The 22758-nt window shown below is 60.9% G+C and carries 23 protein-coding genes; 14 read left to right on the forward strand and 9 right to left on the reverse strand.

The window, feature by feature from the left end; translation table 11 throughout:
• Nucleotides 1-23: 23 nt before the first annotated feature.
• From CRO18_RS00480 to CRO18_RS00500, 5 genes are read right to left on the reverse strand one after another with little or no spacing between them, the layout of a single operon-like run.
• The gene (locus CRO18_RS00480; protein WP_097080683.1) at nt 24-725 is read right to left on the reverse strand and encodes an energy-coupling factor ABC transporter ATP-binding protein; all 702 of its coding nucleotides are present in this window, start codon (nt 723-725) and stop codon (nt 24-26) included.
• Nucleotides 722-1435, reverse strand: a complete 714-nt coding sequence (gene cbiQ, locus CRO18_RS00485) for a cobalt ECF transporter T component CbiQ (RefSeq protein ID WP_097081084.1) — start codon at nt 1433-1435, stop codon at nt 722-724. Before cbiQ ends, CRO18_RS00480 begins: the two co-directional genes overlap by 4 nt.
• Nucleotides 1432-1986 carry a cobalamin biosynthesis protein CbiL gene (locus CRO18_RS00490; protein ID WP_097080684.1) on the reverse strand — a complete coding sequence of 185 codons (555 nt, stop codon included), beginning with the start codon at nt 1984-1986 and terminating at the stop codon, nt 1432-1434. The genes cbiQ and CRO18_RS00490 overlap by 4 nt, the downstream gene beginning before the upstream one ends.
• The gene (cbiM, locus tag CRO18_RS00495) at nt 1983-2618 is read right to left on the reverse strand and encodes a cobalt transporter CbiM (RefSeq protein WP_097080685.1); all 636 of its coding nucleotides are present in this window, start codon (nt 2616-2618) and stop codon (nt 1983-1985) included. Before cbiM ends, CRO18_RS00490 begins: the two co-directional genes overlap by 4 nt.
• A gap of 1 nt (nt 2619) precedes the next feature.
• Nucleotides 2620-3399, reverse strand: coding sequence for a DUF4198 domain-containing protein (locus CRO18_RS00500; RefSeq protein ID WP_097080686.1), 780 nt, complete (start codon nt 3397-3399; stop codon nt 2620-2622).
• Nucleotides 3400-3538: 139 nt separating this feature from the next.
• On the opposite strand from CRO18_RS00500, the gene nikR reads away from it, so the two are divergent.
• The 3 genes from nikR to CRO18_RS00515 all read left to right on the forward strand — a co-directional run bounded on the left by nikR (nt 3539) and on the right by CRO18_RS00515 (nt 7672).
• The gene (nikR, locus tag CRO18_RS00505; protein WP_097080687.1) at nt 3539-4057 is read left to right on the forward strand and encodes a nickel-responsive transcriptional regulator NikR; all 519 of its coding nucleotides are present in this window, start codon (nt 3539-3541) and stop codon (nt 4055-4057) included.
• 84 nt (nt 4058-4141) lie between these two features.
• Entirely contained in the window at nt 4142-5938 is a 1797-nt protein-coding gene (locus CRO18_RS00510) for a PhoX family phosphatase (protein WP_097080688.1), read from the forward strand.
• A gap of 72 nt (nt 5939-6010) precedes the next feature.
• Nucleotides 6011-7672 (forward strand): hypothetical protein, encoded by a 1662-nt coding sequence (locus CRO18_RS00515; RefSeq protein WP_097080689.1) that lies wholly within the window; start codon nt 6011-6013, stop codon nt 7670-7672.
• A gap of 18 nt (nt 7673-7690) precedes the next feature.
• Here CRO18_RS00515 and CRO18_RS00520 read toward each other — a convergent pair whose 3' ends face one another.
• The 3 genes from CRO18_RS00520 to CRO18_RS00530 all read right to left on the reverse strand — a co-directional run bounded on the left by CRO18_RS00520 (nt 7691) and on the right by CRO18_RS00530 (nt 9839).
• Nucleotides 7691-8158 carry a threonine/serine exporter family protein gene (locus tag CRO18_RS00520; protein ID WP_076484160.1) on the reverse strand — a complete coding sequence of 156 codons (468 nt, stop codon included), beginning with the start codon at nt 8156-8158 and terminating at the stop codon, nt 7691-7693.
• Nucleotide 8159: 1 nt separating this feature from the next.
• Entirely contained in the window at nt 8160-8957 is a 798-nt protein-coding gene (locus tag CRO18_RS00525) for a threonine/serine exporter family protein (RefSeq protein ID WP_083952006.1), read from the reverse strand.
• Nucleotides 8958-9110: 153 nt separating this feature from the next.
• Nucleotides 9111-9839 (reverse strand): peptidoglycan-binding protein, encoded by a 729-nt coding sequence (locus tag CRO18_RS00530; protein ID WP_097080690.1) that lies wholly within the window; start codon nt 9837-9839, stop codon nt 9111-9113.
• Nucleotides 9840-10259: 420 nt separating this feature from the next.
• Between CRO18_RS00530 and CRO18_RS00535 the strand changes: the two genes are divergently transcribed.
• From CRO18_RS00535 to CRO18_RS00585, 11 genes are all read left to right on the forward strand, one after another.
• On the forward strand, nt 10260-11249 hold the full coding sequence (locus CRO18_RS00535; protein ID WP_143128579.1) for a hypothetical protein: 990 nt from the start codon (nt 10260-10262) through the stop codon (nt 11247-11249).
• On the forward strand, nt 11249-11893 hold the full coding sequence (locus tag CRO18_RS00540; protein ID WP_212710037.1) for a hypothetical protein: 645 nt from the start codon (nt 11249-11251) through the stop codon (nt 11891-11893). The genes CRO18_RS00535 and CRO18_RS00540 overlap by 1 nt, the downstream gene beginning before the upstream one ends.
• A gap of 45 nt (nt 11894-11938) precedes the next feature.
• Nucleotides 11939-13687 carry an OmpA family protein gene (locus tag CRO18_RS00545; protein WP_170952511.1) on the forward strand — a complete coding sequence of 583 codons (1749 nt, stop codon included), beginning with the start codon at nt 11939-11941 and terminating at the stop codon, nt 13685-13687.
• Between the two features lie 3 nt (nt 13688-13690).
• Nucleotides 13691-14158 (forward strand): hypothetical protein, encoded by a 468-nt coding sequence (locus CRO18_RS00550; RefSeq protein ID WP_097080693.1) that lies wholly within the window; start codon nt 13691-13693, stop codon nt 14156-14158.
• Between the two features lie 38 nt (nt 14159-14196).
• Nucleotides 14197-15021 (forward strand): hypothetical protein, encoded by an 825-nt coding sequence (locus CRO18_RS00555; protein ID WP_212710038.1) that lies wholly within the window; start codon nt 14197-14199, stop codon nt 15019-15021.
• A 20-nt stretch (nt 15022-15041) separates the two neighbouring features.
• On the forward strand, nt 15042-15620 hold the full coding sequence (locus tag CRO18_RS00560; protein ID WP_170952512.1) for a hypothetical protein: 579 nt from the start codon (nt 15042-15044) through the stop codon (nt 15618-15620).
• Entirely contained in the window at nt 15620-16744 is a 1125-nt protein-coding gene (locus CRO18_RS00565; RefSeq protein ID WP_097080695.1) for a hypothetical protein, read from the forward strand. Before CRO18_RS00560 ends, CRO18_RS00565 begins: the two co-directional genes overlap by 1 nt.
• Entirely contained in the window at nt 16741-17376 is a 636-nt protein-coding gene (locus CRO18_RS00570; RefSeq protein WP_076484168.1) for a hypothetical protein, read from the forward strand. The genes CRO18_RS00565 and CRO18_RS00570 overlap by 4 nt, the downstream gene beginning before the upstream one ends.
• A 3-nt stretch (nt 17377-17379) precedes the next feature.
• Nucleotides 17380-18429: a PASTA domain-containing protein gene (locus tag CRO18_RS00575; protein WP_097080696.1), complete on the forward strand. Its 1050-nt coding sequence runs from the start codon at nt 17380-17382 to the stop codon at nt 18427-18429.
• 13 nt (nt 18430-18442) lie between these two features.
• Complete coding sequence (locus CRO18_RS00580; RefSeq protein ID WP_097080697.1) at nt 18443-19126, forward strand: hypothetical protein; 684 nt, start codon at nt 18443-18445, stop codon at nt 19124-19126.
• Between the two features lie 283 nt (nt 19127-19409).
• On the forward strand, nt 19410-20729 hold the full coding sequence (locus tag CRO18_RS00585) for an RsmB/NOP family class I SAM-dependent RNA methyltransferase (RefSeq protein WP_097080698.1): 1320 nt from the start codon (nt 19410-19412) through the stop codon (nt 20727-20729).
• Nucleotides 20730-20741: 12 nt separating this feature from the next.
• Here the strand turns inward: CRO18_RS00585 and CRO18_RS00590 are convergent, their stop codons facing one another.
• Nucleotides 20742-22694, reverse strand: coding sequence for a YgiQ family radical SAM protein (locus CRO18_RS00590; protein ID WP_249275959.1), 1953 nt, complete (start codon nt 22692-22694; stop codon nt 20742-20744).
• Nucleotides 22695-22758: the final 64 nt, after the last annotated feature.

Genomic DNA, 22758 nt, shown 5'->3' on the forward strand with positions numbered 1-22758 from the left:
AGATTCGAGGTGCGCGCTCGCCCTCAGACCGGGTGGATATGAGGGTGGGCGTGGAAATGCGGATGGGCATGGATTTCCGCCGGATGCAGCACCCCATCACGCAGCACCATCGCACGGGTGGCAAGCTCTGCCACGAACCCATCATCATGCGAAACGAGCACCATCGCGCCCTCAAAAGCCGCAAGCGCCGCGCGCAGCCGCGCACCGTTTTCGGCATCGACCCCATTCGTTGGCTCATCAAGCAGCAACACATCGGGGCGCATCGCCAAAAGCCCCGCCAAACAAACGAGACGCTTCTCCCCGCCCGAGAGTTTATGCGTGAACCGCTCCGCCAGATGGGCAAGGCCGAGCCCTTCGAGCGCTTCGAGCGCCATGGCGCGGGCCTCCGCCTCGGAAGCCCCAAGGTTCAACGGACCAAAGGCCACATCTTCCACCACGCTTGGGCAAAAGAGTTGGTCATCACTGTCTTGGAACAAAAAGCCGATGCGGCGGCGGGCGGTGCGGAAATCAGCCTCGCGCGCGCAGTCTTGCCCAAAAAGGACGACCTTGCCCGCCGCGGCACGCTCCAAACCAATGATGGTGCGCAAGAGCGTGGTTTTGCCCGCGCCATTCGGGCCGACAATGGCGAGCCGCTCGCCCATCTTCAAACTGAGGCTCGCATGGGAAATCACCGCCCGCCCCTCGCGGCGGATTTCGACATCGCTCAAGGTCACAAGCGGGATCATATCAGCCCCCAGATCAAGATCAGGAAAAACGCCCCCGGCAGGGCGATGGCGCGGATCAGGTCCGCTTTGCCAACGAGTGGCGCGGCCCCATGCGGGAGCCGACCGACATAATGGCGCAGCCGCATTGCCTCTTCCACCCGGTCAGCACGGGCGAGCGCGCGCAACAGCATCATACCAATCAGCCAGCCGTAAGCGCGCCATGTGTGTAGGTTGGTGCCGGGGCGAAAGCTGCGCGCGCGCATGGCTTGTTGCAGCCGCGCCATCTCTCCCCGGATCAGGGCAAGGTAACGCACCAGCCCAAGGAAAATGCGCACCAAAGGCTCGGGCACGCGCAAGTCCCGCAAAGCGCGGCCCAACTGCTCAGGCACGGTCTCGGCAAACAGGGCCGAGAGCAGCAGCACCGAAGCGGTGACCTTGGCCACCAGCGTCAGGGCGCGCAAAAGCCCCTCTAGGCTTGCGGTGAACGGGCCAAGGGCGAGCAGAGTTTTGCCCGGCAGCGCAAACGGCACGGTGATCAGCACAAGAAGCAGAAAGGCTTCCAGATGCAGCAAGCGTCGCCACGGCAGCGCGCGCCGCTCAAGCAGATAAAGGGCGAGCACAAGGACAAGCGCCGCCAGCGCAGGGACGAGTGCGGGAAGCGGCGCGATGCACAGGAGCGCCGTAAAACCCGCCAAAAGGCGCGCACGCAGATCCTTGGGCCAAAGGGTCACTTGCGCCGACCGCGCGCCCAAAGCGCCATGCCTGCCAGCCCGATGATCAGAAAAATCCCCGACATCAGATCTGTCATCCGCATCCGATTGTCCATCTGCTCAAGGCGCTCCATCAGCGGCGCAACTTCGCGGGCAACGGCGGCTTCAACGAGCGCGGTAACATCGGGCGCGGAGGCCGCCGGGGCTGGCGTGTTTTCATGTTGCGCAGGCGGTGCAACGGGAGCCGCGCCGAAGCGCTCGGGCCCCAAGGTGGCGCGGGCGACATGGCCATCGCCGGTGTTGAGCGTGATGATCACCGGCGCCGTGACCGCCTTGGGCGCGGCAAAAGCAAAGCCGCCCGTCGCATCGGTTTGCCCTTCGGCCAAAGCGGTCGCGCCCATATCGGCCTGCCACGTCACACCTTGCGGGCGCCCCCCGCCAATAAAGAAGCCATAGCCCGAAACCTCGCCCCCAACGACTTTCGCAAAAACCTTCATCCCATGCGCGGCGGCGGGGCTTGCGATGGCCAGCGTGGCGATGAGTGTCAGCGGCAGAAGGGTCAGTCGGGTCATGCGGGCAGGTCTTCGACAGAATGCAGGTTTGGATGTAGCGCGTGCGGCTCGACCCGCGCAAGGAAGGTGACAATCGCCCCGCTCACCCCCGCCTCGACAAGGGCCAAAGGCAGATAGGTCAGGCCCAGCACCTTCACCGCCGGGGTGAATTCGGGCGCAGAGAGGAACAGCGCCACAGCCACCCCCGCCGCCGTGCCCGCCACCGCCAAAACCGCGCCGAGCGCCGCCAAGGCCCCGGCGCGCGCGGGGCTGGTGGCAGAGCGGATCATTGGCCCCAACACCATGCCCACCAAAGCGCCGGGCAAGGCGATGTTGAGCGTATTGGTGCCAAGCGTCGTGAGCCCGCCCATGCCAAAGAGCGCCGCTTGCAAAGCCAAGGCGACCAAAACAGCGGGGAATATCCCCCAGCCCAGCATCACGCCCATCAGCCCCGAAAGCATCAAATGCACGCTGGACGGCCCAACCGGCACCGCCACCAAGGAGGCGGCAAAGAAGACGGCGGCCAAAAGCGCCACGCGCGGGATCGCCCGATCATCCAGCGCGCGCAGGCCAAGCGCCACACCGCCCGCCGCGAGCGCGCCCGTGCCAATCAGCACCGGAAGGGTCAGCAATCCGTCAGGAATATGCGCCATCTTATTGCCCCGGCGCCGTCGTATGTACCCAGATCAGCGCACCTTCCTCAACCGGGATCTGTTCGCCCGTGGGGGCGGTCATCGGCGCATCCGCCTCGGTCAGCGCGGCAAAGCCCCACCAGCCTGCAAAGGGCATGGCATAGGAAAAGGTGCCATTGGCGTCAGCCGTAATGACCTGCGTGACAAAGGCGTCATTCGGGGCGCTCAGGCTGCCGTCATTTACCCATTCCACCTCGATCTCGGCGAAAGGAAGAGGGGCATCCCCCTTCATCACCACACCAGAAAAGAGATTACCGGCCCAAAGCCCTGTGGGCCGCGTCAGCGGGCGAATTTCGACCGGCAGACCAACCATCTGATCCCAGCCCTCCCCGCTGGCCCAGCTATCCACCACCACCTTGGCATGATGCACGATCATCTTGCCCTCGGCTGGCTCCCAATAGGGCTGCGGGGTGACCCAGAAGACCGCCGCCCCCGGCTCTGGAAGATCGGCCTTAAGCTGCCACGCCATCGCGTCGCTCTGCGGGGCCTCGGTCAAAGCCGAGGAAAGATCACTTGCCACACCGCCCGCGACCACACCCACAGCGGCGGGGCGATCGAGTTGCATCACCGGCCCCCCTTCAAACGGATGGGTGAAGGTGAGACCGAGCGTCACCACCCCCCCTTCGGGCAGCACGTCGGCATCGGGCAGGATTTCTAAAAAATGCGCCTGCGCCGGGATAGCTGCGAGAGCCAGAAGCGGCAAAGAGGTCAGCGCGACGATGCGGACAGCTTTGGATGGCATGGACTTCCTCCGGGTCGTGTGATTTTTTGAAAGATTAGTCATACCGCAAAGGCACGCAAGCAAAAACCATTGCCTGACGCACGAATTTACAGGAAAATCAAAGCGGTAAGTCAGTGACCACTGGAAAGAAAGGGTTTCCATGCAGCGCATCACGATCACTTTGACCGATGAAATCGCTGAAGAGCTTGATCTTTTCATGGCACAAAGCGGCGCGGGCAACCGCTCGGAAGCGATCCGGGATCTGGTGCGGCGCGCGCTTGCCACCCGCCCCGACGCCCCGCCCGAGGCGCCGTGCTTGGCGGTGATGTCCTGCACGGTCGATCAATCGGTGCGCAATTTGGGCGCGCGGCTTGCCCAGCGCCGCTTGGATACGCATGACCGCACCGTCGCCGCGCTTTCGGTGCCGCTGGACCATACCACCTCGCTTGAAATCGAGGTGACGCGGGGCACGCTCGGCACACTTACCCGCGCGGCAGAGGCGCAATTTTTGGAACGTGGCGTGGCGCATGGGGCGCTTGCCCTTATTCCGGTGGGGCACGATGGGCCACGCCACAGCCATGCCCATCCGCATGGGGAGCATGGCCACGAACACGGTCACGAGCACAGCCACACTGTGGTGCAGACAAGCTTCCGCCCCGGCCCACCGGACGCGTCGTGAAACCGTTACACAAACGTTAACGGAGCGTCGCATAGCCCCTCTAGGGACAGCCTCACCCCAACCATATTGGAACAGGTGAGTCCCATGACCTTCAAATCTGCCCTGCTTGGCGCCACCGCGCTTTTGGCGCTGCCGACGCTGGCCTTTGCCGCCGATATCAGCTTTTCCGAAGTGCCCTTCGCCGCAGATGATGCTGCCAAACGCGCGGTGATCGCCTCGGACAAAATCGTTATCGACGGCACCGAATATGCCATCGGTTACAATGTTCTGGCCCGCACTGGCGACAAAATTGGCGAGGGCACCTTTGGCGCTTTGGTCGATGAAAACGGCGCGATCGTGACCGAAGAAGATGGTTCTGAGGCGCTTTCGGTCGATGCCGACTTCACCTCGCTCCTGCCGGTGGGCGACAAGCTTTACTCGATCACCCATTTCGAATCGCGCCCCGGTGCGATGTATGTCAGCGAATTGCACCAAGACGCCGACGGCAAACTGACCCCGGTTTCGACCAAGCCGGTTGAGTTCAAAGATCTTGGCGGTCTTTGGGTTCCCTGCGCGGGTTCGGTTACGCCGTGGGGCACGCACCTCGGTTCGGAAGAATACCCCGCCGATGCCGAAGCGATCGAAAAAGCCGCGTCGCTCGAAGACATTGATGACTACTACTTCCCGATGGTGCGCTTCTTCGGCGTTGACCCGGCGAAAATGGACATCGCGCAATTCCGTACGGTCTTTAACCCCTATGCCTACGGCTTCCCGACCGAGATCACCGTTTCGGAAGATGGCACGGCCAAAGCCGCCAAGCATTACGCGATGGGCCGCGTTGCGGTTGAGCTTGCCTATGTGATGCCCGACCAGAAAACCGCCTATATCTCGGATGATGGCACCAACGTCGGCCTGTTCAAATTTGTCGCCGATGAAGCGGGCGATCTGTCGGCGGGCACGCTTTACGCTGCCAAATGGGTGCAAACCTCGGCCGAAAACGGCGGTGCGGCAACGCTCGAATGGGTCGATCTGGGCCATGCCACGGATGCCGAAATCGCCGAAGCCATCGCTAAGAAACCGGCATTCTCCGACATCTTCGAAGCGACCGATCTGGGCGAAGGCGATACCTGCGCCGACGGCTTTGCTCCTTCGAACGCCGAAGGCGTGAAGCAATGCCTGAAAGTGAAACCGGGCATGGAAGCCGTGGCCTCGCGCATCGAAACGCGTCGTTACGCTTCGATGATGGGCGCGTCGACCGAGTTCCGCAAAATGGAAGGCATCACCTTCAACCCCGACACCAACCAGCTTTACGTGGCGATGTCGGAAGTGGCCAAAGGCATGGAAGCGGGCGACAAGCGTGACCTTGCGAGCCGTGACGCGATCCAACTGCCGGAAAACAAATGCGGTACCGTCTTCGCGCTGGATGTTGATAGAGACTACAACGCCACCACGATGAAAGCGCTGATCTCGGGCAAACCGATGAGCGAAGAAGCCATCGCCGCGGCGGCGGACCCGAACTGCGACTCTGCGCACAATATGTGTGGTGCGGCGGCCGAGGCCAATAGCTGCGATATCAACGGCATCGCGAACCCGGACAACATCACCTATATGCCGGGCACCAACACGCTGATCATCGGCGAAGACACCGGCTCGGGTCACCAAAACGACGTGATCTGGGCGATGAACCTTGGTTCGGGCGAACTGACCCGTGTGTTCTCGACCCCTTATGGCTCGGAAACCACCTCGCCCTACTTCTACCCGAACATCGGCGGCCACGCCTACATCATGGCCGTCGTGCAGCACCCCTATGGGGAATCGGATGAAGACAAGATGCAAGACGCCGCCGATGCGCGCGCCTATGTGGGCTATATCGGCCCGATGCCGGCCCTCGACGCGAAGTAAGACTTTGCAATGACGTGTGCGGGGAGGGTTCGCCCTCCCCGTTTTTCATTCCCCAATCCTGCGAGAGACCCGATGAAGACCCTGTCTGCCGGTGCGACCCTGATGCTGCTGGCCGCGACCGCCGCTGCCGAACCGATGACAGTGGATCTGAAATCGACCCTTTTGCACAACCGCACCGCCTATATTCCGCCGCAGTGCTACACGAAAACCGAAGATGAAACCGGCGCGGTACATAACCCCTGTTTCACCTGCCATGTGCGTTCGCGCGCGCCGCATTACATCAATGATGATGATCTGCAAACGGCCTATAGCTTCCCCGAACCGGCGCTTGAAAACCCTTGGACGAACCTATTCGTCGATCGCCACGCGGCTGTGGCGCAGGTGAGCGACACCGAGATTTTGGACTACATCCGGCAGGGCAATTACCTAGATGAAAACGGGCGCAACCTTTTGGCCGAGCGGCTGGCCGATCTGCCGCCCGACTGGGATGTGGATGGCAATGGCACCTGGGATGGGTTCACCCCCGATGTGACCTATAACTTCGATCGTGACGGCTTTGACATTGGCTCCGATGGGCAAATGACCGGATGGCGCGCTTTCGCCTATTATCCGCTCAACGGCGCCTTTTGGCCAACCAATGGCGCAACGGATGATGTGATGATCCGCCTACCTGAGGCTTACCGCCAAGCCGAAGATGGCTCCGAAAGCCGCATCGTTTACAAGGTAAACCTCGCCATCACCGAGGCGCTCATTCGCCGGGCGCCGGTGCCGATTGAACCGACCGATGAGCGCGCCTTGGGCGTCGATCTTGATAAAGATGGCACGCTGGGCCAAGCGCTTAACATCGCCTTTGACTGGGCCCCGAAAGAGGGGCGCACGATGTCTTACGTGGGCCGCGCACGGCTGCTGCAAGAAACAGGCGAAGCGCCTTTGGCGGCTGGACTTTATCCGCTTGGCACCGAGTTTTTGCACACGGTGCGCTATATTGATGTCGATGACGCGACCGGCCAAATCCGCATGGCGGCACGGCTGAAAGAGTTGCGCTACATGCGCAAAACCCGCTGGCAGACCTATTTCGACCGCAAGGAAGGGGCGCTGGCTGAATCGAAAGAACGGGTCGATTTTCCGGACCGGATCGCGCTTTTCTTTGGCTCTTCCGAAGAAGGCGTCACCAATGGCACCGGCTGGCGGCTGCAAGGATTCATTGAAGATGCGACGGGCGACCTACGCCCGCAAAGCTTTGAAGAAACCGTCTTTTGCATGGGCTGCCACGGCGGCATTGGCGCGAATGATGATGATACCTTTGCCTTCCCCCGCAAGCTGCCCGCCACGCTGGGCCATGGTGGCTGGTGGCATTGGAGCCTGCGTGGGCTTTACGATATTCCCGAGATGATCCGCACCGATGGCGCGCCCGAATATGCGCATTACTTGGCGCAAAATGGCGCGGGCGATGAGTTGCGCGGGAATATGGAGGTGATCAGCCGCTACCTGACCGAGACGGGGGAGTTGACCCCGGCGCCTGTCGCGGCGTTCCGCGCCGATGTCTCGCAGCTGCTCTACCCCTCCCCCACCCGCGCGCTGGCGCTCAACAAAGCGTATCGAGAGATCGTGCGCGAACAGAGCTTTGTGAAAGGCCGCGATGCAACGGTGGAGGTGCAGACAAACGTCCACCGCAGCGTCACGCAAGACCAACCCACTGGGATCACGCGGCCCGTGAAGGCGTGGTATCAGTAGGCTCAGGGCAAAAGCCGCTCAGAAGTCTTGATTGCGCAGGAGTTGTGCCGGAATGGCCAAGCCTGCGCCAATCGCGCCAAGGGTAAAGATCACCCGGATCATGCTCACCGCCGCATCGGTCAGCAAAACATGGGGCTCGGCCACATTGGGGGCGGTCAGCGCAAAAAGCCCCAAGAGCGCCTGCCCCAAAAAGGCCCCCGGCACCATCGGAATGCAACCCGCCAGCGCCACGGCATTGCACGCCGGGCCCAATTGGCGATGCAGGAACGAGACGGTGAAGCTGGTGACGATGGCTGCGGCAAAGGTCGCGCCTTCAAGGCTCCATGCAAGGTCTTGGCCAAAGGTGCGCACCGCCAGCGCCAGCGCCCCCGCCGCAGCGCACCAAGGCAAGGCGCGCACCCCGAAGTTAAAGAGCACGCCAAAGCCAGCAGCGGCCAAAGCCCCGAACAGCGCCTGATGCAGAAGATGCGGAATTAGCTCGATCATCTTAGCCCCCCATGCCCCAAAGCGATTGCGCGAACCACACGCCGACGGAGGCAAAGATCATCACCATCAGCACCCATACCGCCCGCGCGCTGCCCATCGTCGGGTAGCCATTCATGATATCGGTCTGCGCATTGGTTGAAGGCACGCCGGGCACCAAAAGCAGGATCGAAGCCATCATCGCCAGCTGCGCCGTATCGCTGCCCGTGGCCAAAGCGCCCAAACCACCAAGCGAGGCGGCGATGAAGGCAATCGCCCCAGCCACCAAAAACACATTGGTGCCCCGGTGCATCAGATGGTGGCGGATGTATTGGCCAATCGTCCCCGCCGCCAAAACCGGCAAAAAAGCCGCCCAGTCGATGCCCAAGAGCCGCCCAAAGGCCGCGCAAGCAAGCCCAACAGCGACCGAGATGAACCAAACCGGGTGGCGCGGTGTCACGCGAACGAGCCGCTCAAGCTCCGCCTCGACCTCTTCAACGCTCATCCGCCCCGCCTCGGCGCGCGAACACAACTCACGCACGGCCAAATCAAGCCGGTGGTTCACGCCAAGCCGCCCCACCTGCAGCATCCGGGTGATCGTGTTGCCCTCGGCATGAAGGGTCATAGAAATCGACGCATAGCCCGAGCGCAGGCCAACCGTTTCTGCCCCGAAGCCCTTGGCAAGCATGGTAATCCCACGATGCACCACGCCGACAGAGGCCCCGCTTTCCATCATCACGCGCCCCGCTTTCAGCGCCGTTGTCGCATAGCGCTCCAGCATGCGATGGCGCACCACCACAGGGTCGGTCGTTGCATCAGTCATGGTCATTACCCGCATTATCTTCGCCCTGCCCTATCAGCCGATATAGGGCCGGACAACCGCGCAAGATCACCTGCATGGCGGGTATGCCGCGATGCGGCAGCTTGGCGCGAAACAACGCGCCCTATCGAGCCACGGCCCGAGGGTTATGCGGCATCAGTATTCGTTTGTCGTAAGCTGCCAGTCCGCCTGAGAGGTGACCATCTTGCGTGGATACGGCCCCCCCACACTCGGCAAACGCGCCCCCAGCAGACGATCTTTCTTGAGACTGGTCACAGAGATCTTGTTCGACTGATTGCCGCCCAGCACATGATAAACGTCATCATCTTCGGAATAATAAAAGCCAACATGGCCGCTCGTCCCCGAACGCGAGCCGCGCCAGAAAACCAAGATCGCCCCGAAGCACGGATTGACGGTCTGACCAAAGTGCAACCAGTTGCGCGCAAGATAGGGATTGTTGGGCACAATCACATCGGGCATCGTCACCGCAACACAGGTCTCCACAAAGTCACCGCACCACGGCAAACTGGCCGGATCCCCAAGCGTTTTCCCATCAGACCGCAAAAAGGCCCGCAACTCGGCATTGTCGCGGCCTTCATGCAGCCCCTTTTTCCGCAGAGCCAGCGCCATCCACGGAAAATGGTCGAGCAAATCCTGACGCGGCGGTTCAGCAGAGGGCGTGAGGGCCGGTGCCGCTTGCTGGCCAGGCGTCGCGCGCAAAGCCGCGACGGTGGCCTCGTTCAAAGTGCCCGTCGCGGGCAGATTTCGGGAGGTCTGAAACGCCATTGTCGCCGCCAACGTGTTGCGCCCCCAGATCCCATCCACGATCCCGGGATTGAACCCATGCGCAATCAACCGTCTTTGAACCCATTCAAGAAAGGACATTTCGACACTCCCTAACCTACTGTTATATATTTTATTTCCTCTGTTTCGCCTGTTGTTCCGGCTAAGGCTTCCACCTCCCCGGCAACACCTATCAGTGTAGGGAGCGAATCATTTTTCGGTCCAACAAAATTTGTGACGGGGGTTTTAGGGGCGCGTTTGACGCCGCACCGCAGAGACTAAAAATCTTGACGCAAGGGGGGATTCCCCCACACGCTGAGAAAGAGAATGCCGCGTGGCCTTCTATTTCGTGGCGAGTTTTTCATGTTCGGGGGGGGCTGCATGACGCAGGCGCTCGCTTCCTATTCCGCGTCGGACGAAGCCGGACCCAAATGTCGGCTGATCATCGAGTCAATCGGGGGCGCTGCGCCAGCAAATGCCGCGGCAATCGCGCATGGGCTCGGCCTTTCTGTTCAAGAGGTCATGGCAGCCATTTACCGGGCTCCATGCGTGTTGGTGGAAGGCCTTCCCGAAACCTTGGCGGGGCAGATGGCGGGCCTGTTACGCAACCTTGGCTGCGAGATTTCCATTTGCGGGGAAGAAGAGCCCTTACCTGCCGCAGCAGAACTCTTCGATGTCGCGCTTCATGTGTCCGACGCTGGGCGTTATCGTGAGATCGTTAAAGCTCTGGGCACGTTTCTGGGCATGACGGAAAGTGCGGCAGCACAGCTTATGGCCAATACCCCTTGCGTGGTCTTGGGACGTGTTAGTCCGGCAACGATCTCTGCCTTAGAGGAACGGCTCGGCCCCGGTGCGAGTTTGATCGTATCCAACCCAGACACGGCACAATATGACCTGTTCTTGGGCGAAACCGATACGGCAGTGCAGGCGCGGCTCTTGGCAGACTTGCGCCGCCGTGGGGTGCCGCTTCTTGCGGAACAAGGCTGCCTTGCCACCGGGCTTAGCCGCACCGAGGCCGATGCGATTTGGTCAGTGCATCACCGTATCAGCGCCCTGCGGATCGTGAATGCCGCTTTTGAACGGTTTGACCTTGTGTTGACCGGCGGCGCTCCAACCGATGCCGCGTTGGCGGCTTTGGCCGATCTGACAGAGGTTCCGCCCGAGATCGCCCCCCAACTTTTTGAAACGCTCCCGATCATTATCGCAGATGCACAACCTGCCGAACAGGTCGGGCCGATGCTGGAGCATTTTGGGGCAGCAGGGCTAGACGTCCGCGCAGAACTCGTGACCTTCCTCAATCTCGGGATCGAAATCATTGCGGCCCCGAACCCAGCCGATTTGGCGCGCTTGCTGCAAGACCTTGGATTTGATCTGCCCGACACCGGGCTGCGACGGTTCCCAATGCGCTTGCCTTTCGCACTGCCGGAACTGCAAGCGCGCATCCTGCGTGAGGCACTTTCCAGCGCGGGCGTCCATGCCGAGCTTTTTGATCCGGCAGAGGAGGTCCGCTGATGCAGCGCACAAAATCCAAACCTCCCCCGGAAGCGGAAGCCGAGACGCGCCACGCCGAGAGTGCTGGTTCTTATGCTCTGCAACACCACATGGGCATTGCCGAAGCGGGCAAACTGGCTGCGCTGCGCGGCGATTATGCCGAAGCCTTGCGACATTACCGGGAAGCGCTCCGCCTTTCGCAAGCGAGCCGCGCGCCAGAGGTGTTCTTTCGCCATTACACGCAATGCGTGCTGGAGGCTTTGGAATGTTCTGGCGCCCATGAACCGGTGATCGAATTTTGCGAAAGGGCCGATGCGCATTACACCGCGCAGGGGGCCCCGCTTGCGGTGCAGCAACGCGACCATGCCACCATTTTGGAGCGTCTCGGGGTGAACCTCGCCTGCGCGGGACACACCAAACCAGCAAGGCTTGCGCTTGAGCGCGCTTGCGCGCTTTCCACAAGCCAAGCGCCGCTAAAGGTGGCGGAAACGCTGCTCGCATGGCTGCAACGCGGCCTTGCCATTGAACAACGCCGCCTGCGCGACCTGCAGCGTCGCCACGATTATTTCACCGTCCGTCCGGGGAAAGTCTCGGCCGAGCGCGCAACCCCATTGCCCAAAAGCCGGGGACCGGCGCCAAGAAAGGAGGCAACCGGTCTTCCCTGATCCTGCACCCGCTTCATGCCGGGGCTTTCCAGAAAGGATAGCGACATGCCCGATATCGAAGATATGACCCCCGGCGAAGTTCTCGCCGATGCCAGCGTGGCCGAATTCATCAAGGCGCTTGGCCTGTCTATCGCGGAAGCGCAAAAGGCGCTGGACGAAAACTCGGTCGATCAGATGGGCGAATTTCTGGCGCCGCGCGACAATCTGGGCGGCAAGTCGCTTTATGAAATGGGGCTGATGCCCGCTTTCTACCACTACCAATATGCAGATATCGCCTGTTCGCTACAGTTGTCGCTACGGGTGGCCAAAGATCTGAGCCTTGGCGTGCATCTGGATGGTTCCTACTCCAGCACCTCGACCGAGAACGAAGAAAGTAATGAAAGCAGCAGTTCGACGGAAAGCGGTTCTTCCACCGCGACCCGGACCCGTTCGGCACAAATTAGCATTTCCAATACATCGACCGGCGCCCTCACGGTCGGTGGAGAGAATTATCAACTGGCGGGAACCACGGCGCGTGAAAGAGTTGAAGCGTTGTCAGATACGTTGCGTGGGCGCAGCGACATCAGCCGTGCCATCCCCCAAAGTCAGTGCACCCCAATCGACCCGGTACCCACCACCACGGCTCCTGCAGACAAGGTGATCTGCACCGCCAATGATGTGGCCTTCGTTGGCGCGGGCTTTGACCGGGGGTTGATCCGCATCCGCGCGAACCCAGATGCCGATGAAACTTATGTGCTCAACAATGCGACCAGCGTCACCGTTTCACGGTCCAATTCGCTGGCGAATTATGCGGCAAAGGTGCGCGACGCGATTCAGGGCGCGAGGTTCAACACACGCCTCATTGCACCGGGAATGCCGATGCATTCGGTTTATTTCGACGTCGACAAAGAATTCATTCGTCCGGCACATGATAGCTCACTGCTAAATTTCGCAGGCTACATGCGCGCGCGCAATCGGCCCGTAAAGGTGCGAGGCTATGCCAGCCGCACAGGCTCGGATCCCTACAATCAGCGCCTTTCGGAACGGCGGGCAGAGGCCGTTCGGGCGCGGCTCGTGGCAAATGGTGCACCAGCGGGAAATATCACCGTCGAAGCATTGGGCGAAAGCGAATGGCGCGCGATGAACGTGCCTGACGAAACCGAGATGCAAGCACATCGGGTGGTGCATCTGATCGTCGACGGACCCGACTATTACATCTGGGTGGACGGTGACGCCTCGCATCAGATGTCGAATGTGTCCCCCGATCAACGCGCCGGGGATCAAGGGAACGGCAATGGCTTTGTCTATCTTTATGAAGCGGTTGGGCTCTCCGATGTTGCTGGCAAAAAGGTCACGATCAAATCTGTTGATTTCACCTTGCGCGGCGCGGCTGTCGGAGGTGCGGCAGCAGAGAGTGCCGAGGCCTTTGCGCTCAATCTAGCCAATGATGTCAACGCCCATGCCAGCGTGCGCGTGCAAGCCAGCGCCAGCGGAAATGTCACCCATTTGTGCAACGAAGGCGACAGCTTCACGCTGGTGCTTATTACCTCCAGCTCAAGCAATATCGCGCTTTCGGGCAGCGAGGGGATCACCGTCACGCAAGAATTCTCACGCAGTTCGTCGGCCAGCATGGTGCAGCAAAACACCGGCAACCGAACGATCGCGGTCGGAGCCTCGCTGGATGTGCGCTACGGCAAACAGTTCGAGACCAATATCACCGGCAATTCCACCATCTCGGCCCGGCTTGTCTCGATCCCCGCGCCACCGCAATTCCTTGAGACGGTAAAAGAATTCCTCGCGCAGAGTGGGGGCTAAGCCATGGCCGTCGCCTCCAAAGTAACCCGGCAATTGCTTTCGGCGCCACTGCCCGAAATCGTTGAACGACTGGGCAGTTCGGTCGCGCAGGCGCAGTGGGCCTTGGATCGCAACTCCGTGGCCCTCGCCAGCGAGATGGCGCAAACCGAAGTGGAAGTTGGCGACAAAAGCTACAACCTGCTGACGCTTGGTTTCGTGCCCGCCTTCTACAGCTTCACGGAAGCAACAGTAGAGGCAAAGCTGTCTTTCACGATCACCGAGAGCAAGGAAATCTCGCTCAATGTCGGGGTTCAGGCGGGCGTTGGCGTGGGGGTTTTCATGGCGGCGGCAAGCGTCGATGTGGGGTACGCGCGCAAATATTCGGTTTCGGCGGAGGGCATGTCGTCCATTGCGGCGCGGCTGGTCTCTTTGCCGCCTCCAAACATGCTGAGCCAAGTCCTCAAGCGGGCTTACGAACAAGACATAGAGTGACGAGTTGAAACGCGCCTTCGGGCGGAAAGGAGCATATCATGGGTATTGGACAGGAACTGCTCAACGTCCCGATGGGCGACATGATCCGCGAAATGGCCTTTGCCATCGCAGATGGCCAAACCAAGCTGGATGCCAATTCGATCAACACCGCCGAGATGATGGGCGGCCTCACCACCGTTTACGACGAAGAAGGCAATGTCACCTTTGACGATAGCCGGGTGTTCTTTGGCTATGAATACATGACCCCGAAAGAAGCCATGGCCTACGCGATCATGGATGATGCGGTCAGCGGCAATGTGAAACCCGATCAGACCGGCGTGATGATCGACATGATGAAAAAGGTGATCACCGAAGTCGGCGGGCAAGTCAGTGATGACGGAAACCATGATGTCACGATGCCCAATGGCAAAGAAGATATCGAAATCCGCGTGCCGGTGCGGCATTCGATGATGGAACTCGGCTTTGCCCCCACCTTCTACCAATTTGTCGATACGATCATCGAAGTGAAGATCGCCATCAAAATCACCCGCGAGCGCAGCTATGAACACAAATCGCAGGTGAATACCAAAGGAAACAAGAAAACCACCTCCGTCACCGGCAAGTTTTTCACCAAAGGCGGAATTTCGATCAGCAAGGACAAAACCGTCACAACAAGCCAAGTCGACGCGACTTACGCCAGCAAATATTCCTATACCGCCGAGGGTGCCTCGATCCTGCGTACCAAATTGGTGCCGGTCCCTGTGCCAGCCGTGCTGGAAGAACGCATCCAATCTTTCATGCAAACCGAAGAGGCACGGCGCACCGCCGCCTTGGAGAAACGTCAACAGAGCCAAAATCCGTCAACCCCCTCGAACCCGTCGTAACCCTGTGAAGGAGACGCACCATGTCGGTTAGCACCGAAATGATGAATACCCCCTTCCCGGAAATGGTACGCCTACTGGGGATTGGGATTGCGGAAGCGCAGTATCAACTTGATCTGGTCTCGCTCAAGATCGCGCGGATGATGGCAGGCTATGCCCCCCCGGATGAAACCGATGAAGAACCCTCACTATTTGAGGAAGATGACAGCAAGCCTGACCGCGACCTGCTGGTAAAACTGGGAGACGGGCACGAATATTCGTTGCTGGAACTTGGGTTTACGCCCACCTTTTACCAGTTCGTCGACACCTTGATTGAATTGAAACTGTCGATCTCAATCTCGCGCGAAACAAACTATTCGCGCTCAAAAAAGACCGTGAAGGCGAGTGCGGCAGGCGGTTGGTTCGGGTTCGGCGGCGGCGCGACGATGCGGGCAAGCTCTGTCTCCTCAAGCTATTCGTCGAAATACCAATATAGCGCGGAAGGGTCGTCGCTTTTGCGCACCAAACTGGTGCCCGTGCCCCCCCCTGCAGTTTTGGAGGAACGGATCCGCGCGATGATTGCGACGTCGGATAAGACGGCATCGGGCTCAGGGGGCACGTAATGCCGCGCAGAAACTGGCGTGATCTGCAGGCAGCCTCGTCGGCGGCCCCAAAAACGCCGGGCCAAGGGGCCGCGACGCTGCCAAAACTGCAATTGGGCTCAGGCACGGACTTGACGCAGGCGGCCGCTCTTGCGCCCGATAGCCGTTTGGGCGCGCTTTTGGAGCAGCGCAAATCACTTGAAACGCGACTGCAAGGGCTCACCGGAATGCCGCAGACCCCGACCGATACCATCGGGCGTCGCTTTGATGTGGCCAGCTTTGCGGAGCGACGCAACGAGCATAACGCGTGGGTGCAAGCTCATGAGGCACGGCAAGCATCTTTACGCGAACGGCTTGCCGAACACCGCGACCGTACTGCGCAGTTTGGCCACCGCGCATACGGCACGGATCCAGAACCGATACGCCCCTCAAGCGCCAAGGATCGCTCTGCCTTTCCGTCCTCGGAAATCGCTGGGCTGCGCGCCTTGGGGCAGACGGATTTTGGTCGACGTATCAAGGATGGCCTAGCAGAACGCGCGGGCTCGGGCTTGGGGGCCTCTGGGCTTGGTGACATAATTGGAAAAGCACGCACCAACCTCGGCGATATTGGGTCAAGGCTGCGCTCTGGGGCGAATGATCTGGCCAGTCTTGGCTCTGACTTGCGCCGAGGAACACGCGACAAAATCGACGATTATGATCGGCAATTACGCGACCTAGATACGAAACTCGCCGCTGAGGGGATAAGCGCAGAAGAGCGCGCGCAGATCCGTCGCGACCTCGGCGGGGATAAGCTGGATAAACTCGATAAGACTGGCGGGCGCATGGATCGGGCAGCCAAAGCGCTGGAAGCACCGAAAGAGCTTGCGGGCGGGCTGGAGCGCGGTTGGGGCAAACGCAAAGATGCGCTGACCGCCCCTATGGATGCGCAAGGCCCATACGCCGAAATGCGCAAGCGCCGGCTTTCCAGCGAAACCGGGGGCTCGGGCGATCTGTTCACACGTATGGCTCGCAACCGCGCAGCCGCCCTGGAGCGCCGCCGTGCGGCAAAGTCAGCGGAACAGCGCGACGAAGCCCGCCGCGACCGAGCGCGCCAAGCCAAGGCGCAAAAGAAGGCGGAAGAGACCGGGGGGAGTAACCGCACATGAGCGACTTCGTTTCAGACACGATAGAAGGGCTGATCGTGGGGATGGCTGAAAGCCTACGTGCCGCGCAAGAACAACTGAACGCAACGCCCCCGCTTGATGGCTGGGGGCGCCCCACGCAGCAATACCGCATCCCGCATCTGGATTTCGAGATCAACTTCACCCTCACCCATGACGAGGCCTCGGGGCGTCAAAAGATAAAACGGATCGGCAAAACCGATGGCACCACGCATTCCGAAGGGAATGCGAAGATCTCAGGCCGTTTTGTGGCTGTTCCCGCCGGTGATGGGATGCCATTGCCTGTGCTGGCACTACGACGCGTGCCGGAGAAGAAGCAAAAACCGCGGCTCGTCGTTGTGGCGGGGAACACAGCGGGCGAGCTTTTGATCGGCGCACGGGTCGAACTTAACATCGACCAAGCTGCGTCGGCAGCGCTTTCGGAGGCTGCGGGGGTGCGCGGAATCCGTTTTTCAGACCATGTGCAGTTTGAAACAGCGGTGTTGGACACCGGAAATGACGGCACGGCCGATACTGTGGTTACCCTGTCCAACCGTCTACCGGATAAAGCCCTCGTCGTCATCACGGCAGCACTCGGCCCAGAGACCGCTAGCCTCGTCCTTGGCAAGGAGGGCTAGACGATGCGGGCAATCAAGGTTTCGGTGTTATTGGCCGATGGGGCCGGCAAGCCGCGCGCGGATGTTTCGCTGACGCTCGAAATGGCCGAATTGAGCGATCAGCTTTGGAAACCGATCCGCCGCAGTAAAACGAATGCTAGGGGCCAGTTCTCTCTGGCCATAAAGCCCGAGACACTCGGAAACCCGCAGCAACCACCGCTTTTGCGGCTTTGCGATGCGCAAAACCGGGTATTGGCCCAGGGCGGGCAACTCAGCTACGACGCCCGCTCGCAAACGCTTGAGATCGACTTTGGTCAACTCGAATACCTCGAAAAGGCAGCTTTTCCCATCGTGCTTATGCGCGGAACCGAGGCGGCGGCACCTCTGGCAGCGGTGCCGCTCCGCAGAGAAGGCGGTATCGCAGATCTTCTCTCTGGAAATGCCGCAGTGGAGGCCTCGGCGACACGCGCCCAACTCACTGATCTGCGGGGGAAGTTGAGCATCAGCGAAAGCGCGCGGAATGACCTCCAACGCAGCACAAAAGTGCTTGAGGCACAAATCACGACACTCACGCAAGAACGCGACGCGGCACGCGCTGCGGCAGAGGCCAGCCGCGCGGCAACCCCTCAGGTGCTCCCGCGCAAAGTCGGCACGCCCGCAAAAGTCGACGATGTGTTCAAGCAGTTCAACTCCAGCATGGTGGAGGCCGACAAGTCCCTGCAGGGCAGCCGGTTTCGTATTGGCAAGATCAAGCTTGATCTGCGCGGCTCGCTTTTGGCCGATGGCAAGATCGAATTGGGAGGCGAGCACCAGATTGATCCCGGTGGGCTGAGTGTGGAGCTGAACACGGATGAGACCACGCCCGACGCCGCGCAACCGCGCGTGCCGGATCTCTCGGGCCTCACGCGCGGTGCGGCCTTGCGGGTGCTACAAGCGCTTGGGCTTCGGTTGCGCGCCTCGACCCATGCGGGCAGCGGAGGCACCCCGGGGCAGATGGTGATGCAAACCCCTGCAGCGGGGGAGCAGGTGGTTTTGGGCAGCGAAGTGCTCGTTGTCTTTGCGGCAGTGGAGTGAAAGGTGCGCAACAATGTCTGATCTAAAATCACTGGTAACCGATGTTGTGGCTGCTCCCTTGGGCGATGTGATCGCCTCGGTCGGGCGCGGCGTCGCCGAGGCACAGCAGGCGCTGGATGAAGGCTCGCTCGCCACCGTCCTCGAGATTTATGCTGAAAGCGACGACGCGAAACTGCAGCTTTTGCAAGAGATCGGATACCGCCCCACCTTTTATACAATTCCTGAAGCGACCGGGGAGGTGAAAGTTTCTCTGACGATGGGCACGGGGGCTGCGGGAACCCCTGTCACCAGCACTGTCGGCACGGCCAAAGCCACTTCAAAGCGAGCAGCTCTACCAACCAAGCGCGAAACGCAGGTCTACGCTACGCCCGTCGATGCGGCCTATGCCAATCGCTTTGGCTATCAAGCGTCTATTTCGGCGACACTCAGCTTCAAGATTGTGCCCGTGCCCGCCCCCGAAGGCGCGGATGAACTGCGCCAAATGCCGGACCTGATGCACGATGCGGAGGGGAATTTGGCCCCCCGAACCGGGGCACAAGCTATCGCAACGCTCGCCAAGCTGGGGCTAGAAACAGTCTTCGTTGATAAGACCGGGCAAGAAGTAAGCGATCCAGACTTGGCGAAAAAGATCAGCGGGCAGAACACGGAGCCCGGAGCCATCTTGCGTTTGGGGGATAGGGTGCAGGTGAAGGTCTAGGTTTGAAGACCTTCGATTTCGGGGACTGAAGCGTGAGCGACTGCGTCCAAGAAGACCCGCGTCAGCGCCCGTTGCATACCTTGCGCAAGTGGATCACTCACGACCGGGCGCGCCATCCCCCCCCTTGCGGACGGCGTCAAGAATGCCCGGTTTCCAAACGTCGTTGTTGCGGGTAGATACGCCGACGGGGCCGTAAGGCCCTTCACGCTGGCCGCCGCGGCGAACACTGACCAAAGGCGCGCGCACCCATGTCTTTTCACGCTTCCAACTTGGCTGTCTTACCGTGACCCCTGCTGCCCGCCTGCAAGCTGCCCTTGATCTTATTTCTGACGTTGATCGCGCCGCGCGCCCTGCGGATGCAGTGATTTCCGCTTGGCTCCGGACCCGGCGCCAGATCACGGATCAAGATCGCGGTGTGATCTTGGATCTGCTGCAAGCGTTGCTGCGCCATCATGCGCGGCTTGGCTGGTGGCTTGAGCGGCATGGGCGCCGCGATACACCGCGCCATCGGCTGATCGCTTGGCTCACGCTGGGTGAGGGCAAAACGCCGGACCAGATGAAGCGCCTGTTCACGGGGGGCAAATTCGCGCTCTCTCCTCTGAGCGAGCAAGAATATACGCTGATGATTAAATTGCAGGGCGCCACAATTGAGCATCCCGCCATGCCCGAAGAGGTGCGCCTTGAATGCCCGGCTTGGGCGGCAGAACCGTTGCGCCGCCGCTTTGGCGCGGATTTTGCAACCGAAATGGCGGCGCTTCTGATCCCGCCGCCGCTTGATCTGCGCGTCAATGCGCTCAAGGCAGAGCGCGCGGCGATGCTACGGGAATTGCAAGGCATTGGCCTGCAGGCGGAGGCGCTCACGCGCACCCCCGATGGCATTCGGCTCGAAGAGCGGCTCTCGCTTGCGCGCCTGCCGGGGCTGAAAACCGGCACGCTTGAAATTCAAGACGAAGGCTCGCAGCTCGTGGCGCGCCTCGTTGATGCCCAACCCGGAGATCGCGTCGTTGATTTTTGCGCGGGCGCAGGCGGCAAGACTTTGGCGATTGCCGCGCAAATGAACAACAAAGGGCGGCTTATTGCCTGTGACGTCAGCGAGGGGCGGTTGAAACGCTGCGCCGAGCGGGCGCGCCGCGCGGGGCTGCAAAATGCCGAAACGCGGCTGCTCACCAGCGAAACCGACCGTTGGGTGAAGCGCCACAAGGCGAGTTTTGACCGGGTTCTGGTCGATGCGCCCTGTTCTGGCACCGGCACTTGGCGACGCAATCCAGATGCCCGTTGGCGCGCCTCGGAAGAACAGGGGCTTGAGGGCCTTGTTGCGCTGCAGGGGCGCATTTTGGCAAGTGCCGCGCGGCTTGTGAAGCCGGGCGGGCGGCTCGTTTATGTGACATGCGCCCTCCTACCAGAGGAAAATGAAGGGCAAGTGGCGGCCTTTCTTGTCACCCATCCGATGTTCTCGGTGGTGCCGCTTTGCGAGGCTGCGCCAGAGCTAACAGGCTCTGCGCATCCAGATTACCTCTCGCTTACGCCCGCACGGCACGGCACAGATGGCTTCTTTGCGGCCGTGCTGCAACGCGCGGCGGCACCTGTGGATGCGCCAGCCTAATCGGTTTGCCGCTCACTTTTTGGGTTTGGGAAACGGCACGCCTTTGGTGGTGAATTTCCGCCCCCCCGGCCCCGGTCGCGAAGAACTCCGCTTCGGCATCCCCTTGCCGGTCCCGGCGGGTTGATGCGCCGGGATCAACTGATGCGCCCCGGGCCCGATCAAATCAGCGCGGCCCATGGATTTGAGCGCCTCGCGCAGAAGCGGCCAGTTTTCCGGGTCGTGATAGCGCAAGAACGCCTTGTGCAAGCGGCGCTGCCGCCCGCCGCGCACCGTGCCCACCCTTTCAGACGCCCCACGCCGCACACCTTTAAGCGTATTGACCCCGGTGTGATACATCGCCGTTGCGGTCGCCATCGGAGACGGCAGGAAGGTCTGCACCTGATCCGCGCGGTAGCGATTTTTCTTCAGCCAAAGCGCCAAGTTGAGCATGTCTTTGTCGGTCGTCCCGGGGTGTGCGGCAATGAAATACGGGATCAGATAGTATTTCTTGCCCGCCGCCTTCGCCGCCGCATCGAACATTTCCTTAAACCGATCATAGGTGCCGATGCCAGGCTTCATCATCACATCAAGCGGCCCGCGCTCGGTATGTTCGGGGGCAATCTTCAGATAGCCGCCGACATGATGCGTGACGAGTTCCTTGATATATTCGGGGCTGCGCACAGCCAGATCGTAGCGCACGCCCGAAGCAACCATCACCCGCTTCACGCCCTTCACCTCGCGCACCTTGCGATACAGCCGGATCAGATCATCATGCGAGGTGTCGAGGTTGGGGCAGATGTCGGGAAACACGCAAGAGGGCAACCGGCACGCGGCCTCGATCTTGGGGTCTTTGCAGGCCATGCGATACATATTGGCGGTAGGGCCGCCAATGTCCGAAATCACGCCCGCGAAGCCCGGTGTCTTGTCGCGGATATTCTCGATCTCCCGCAGGATCGAGCCTTCCGAGCGGCTTTGGATTTTGCGCCCCTCGTGTTCTGTGATCGAACAGAAGGTGCAGCCACCAAAGCAGCCACGCATCACCGTGACCGAGGTTTTGATCATCTCCCAAGCGGGGATTTTCGCTTCCCCATAGCTCGGGTGCGGCGCGCGGGCATAGGGCAGTTCATAAACCGCATCCATTTCCTCTGTACTCAGCGGAATGGGTGGCGGATTGAGCCACAAATCCCGGTCGCCGTGGCGTTGCACTAAGGGGCGCGCATTGCCGGGATTGGCCTCGCGGTGCAAAACGCGAGAGGCGCGAGCATAGGCCTCGCGATCTTCTTCCACCACTTCAAAGGACGGCAGCCGGATCACCGTATTGCCGGGCACGCGGGTCGCGGCCTCATCTGCAGAGTCCAGATCATCGGCAGGCAGTTCCGTCGTGCCTTCGGGCACGGCGCGAAACAGCGCAACGCCCCGAATGTCATCCAAATCGCGCGCGCTTTCCCCGGCCGCCAGCCGGTTCGCAACTTCAATCACCGCGCGCTCGGCATTGCCGTAAAGGAGCAAATCCGCCTTGGCATCCGCCAAGATCGAACGGCGCACCTTGTCCGACCAATAGTCATAATGCGCGATGCGCCGCAACGAGGCCTCGATACCCCCCAGCACGACGGGCACATCTTTAAATGCCTCTCGGCATCGCTGAGTGTAAACGATGGTGGAGCGGTCCGGCCGTTTGCCGCCTTCGCCCCCTGCCGTATAGGCATCGTCATGGCGCAGCCGCTTGTCGGAGGTGTAACGGTTCACCATGGAATCGAGGTTGCCGCCCGTGACCCCCCAAAAGAGCCGCGGCTTGCCCAGCGCCTTGAACGGCTCAACCGATTGCCAATCGGGCTGCGAAATGATGCCCACCCGGAAGCCTTGGGATTCGAGCAAGCGTCCAATGATCGCCATGCCAAAGCTTGGGTGATCGACATAGGCGTCCCCCGTGACCAGCACGATGTCACATTCCTCCCAGCCCAGTGCAGCCATCTCAGTGCGGCTCATGGGCAGGAAAGGCGCGGCGCGCATGTGGGCGGGCCGTTGGCACGAAAGGGGGGCGATGGGATTA

Origin of the sequence: Rhodobacter sp. JA431, assembly GCF_900217725.1 — a bacterium.
Lineage (GTDB): Bacteria > Pseudomonadota > Alphaproteobacteria > Rhodobacterales > Rhodobacteraceae > Rhodobacter > Rhodobacter aestuarii.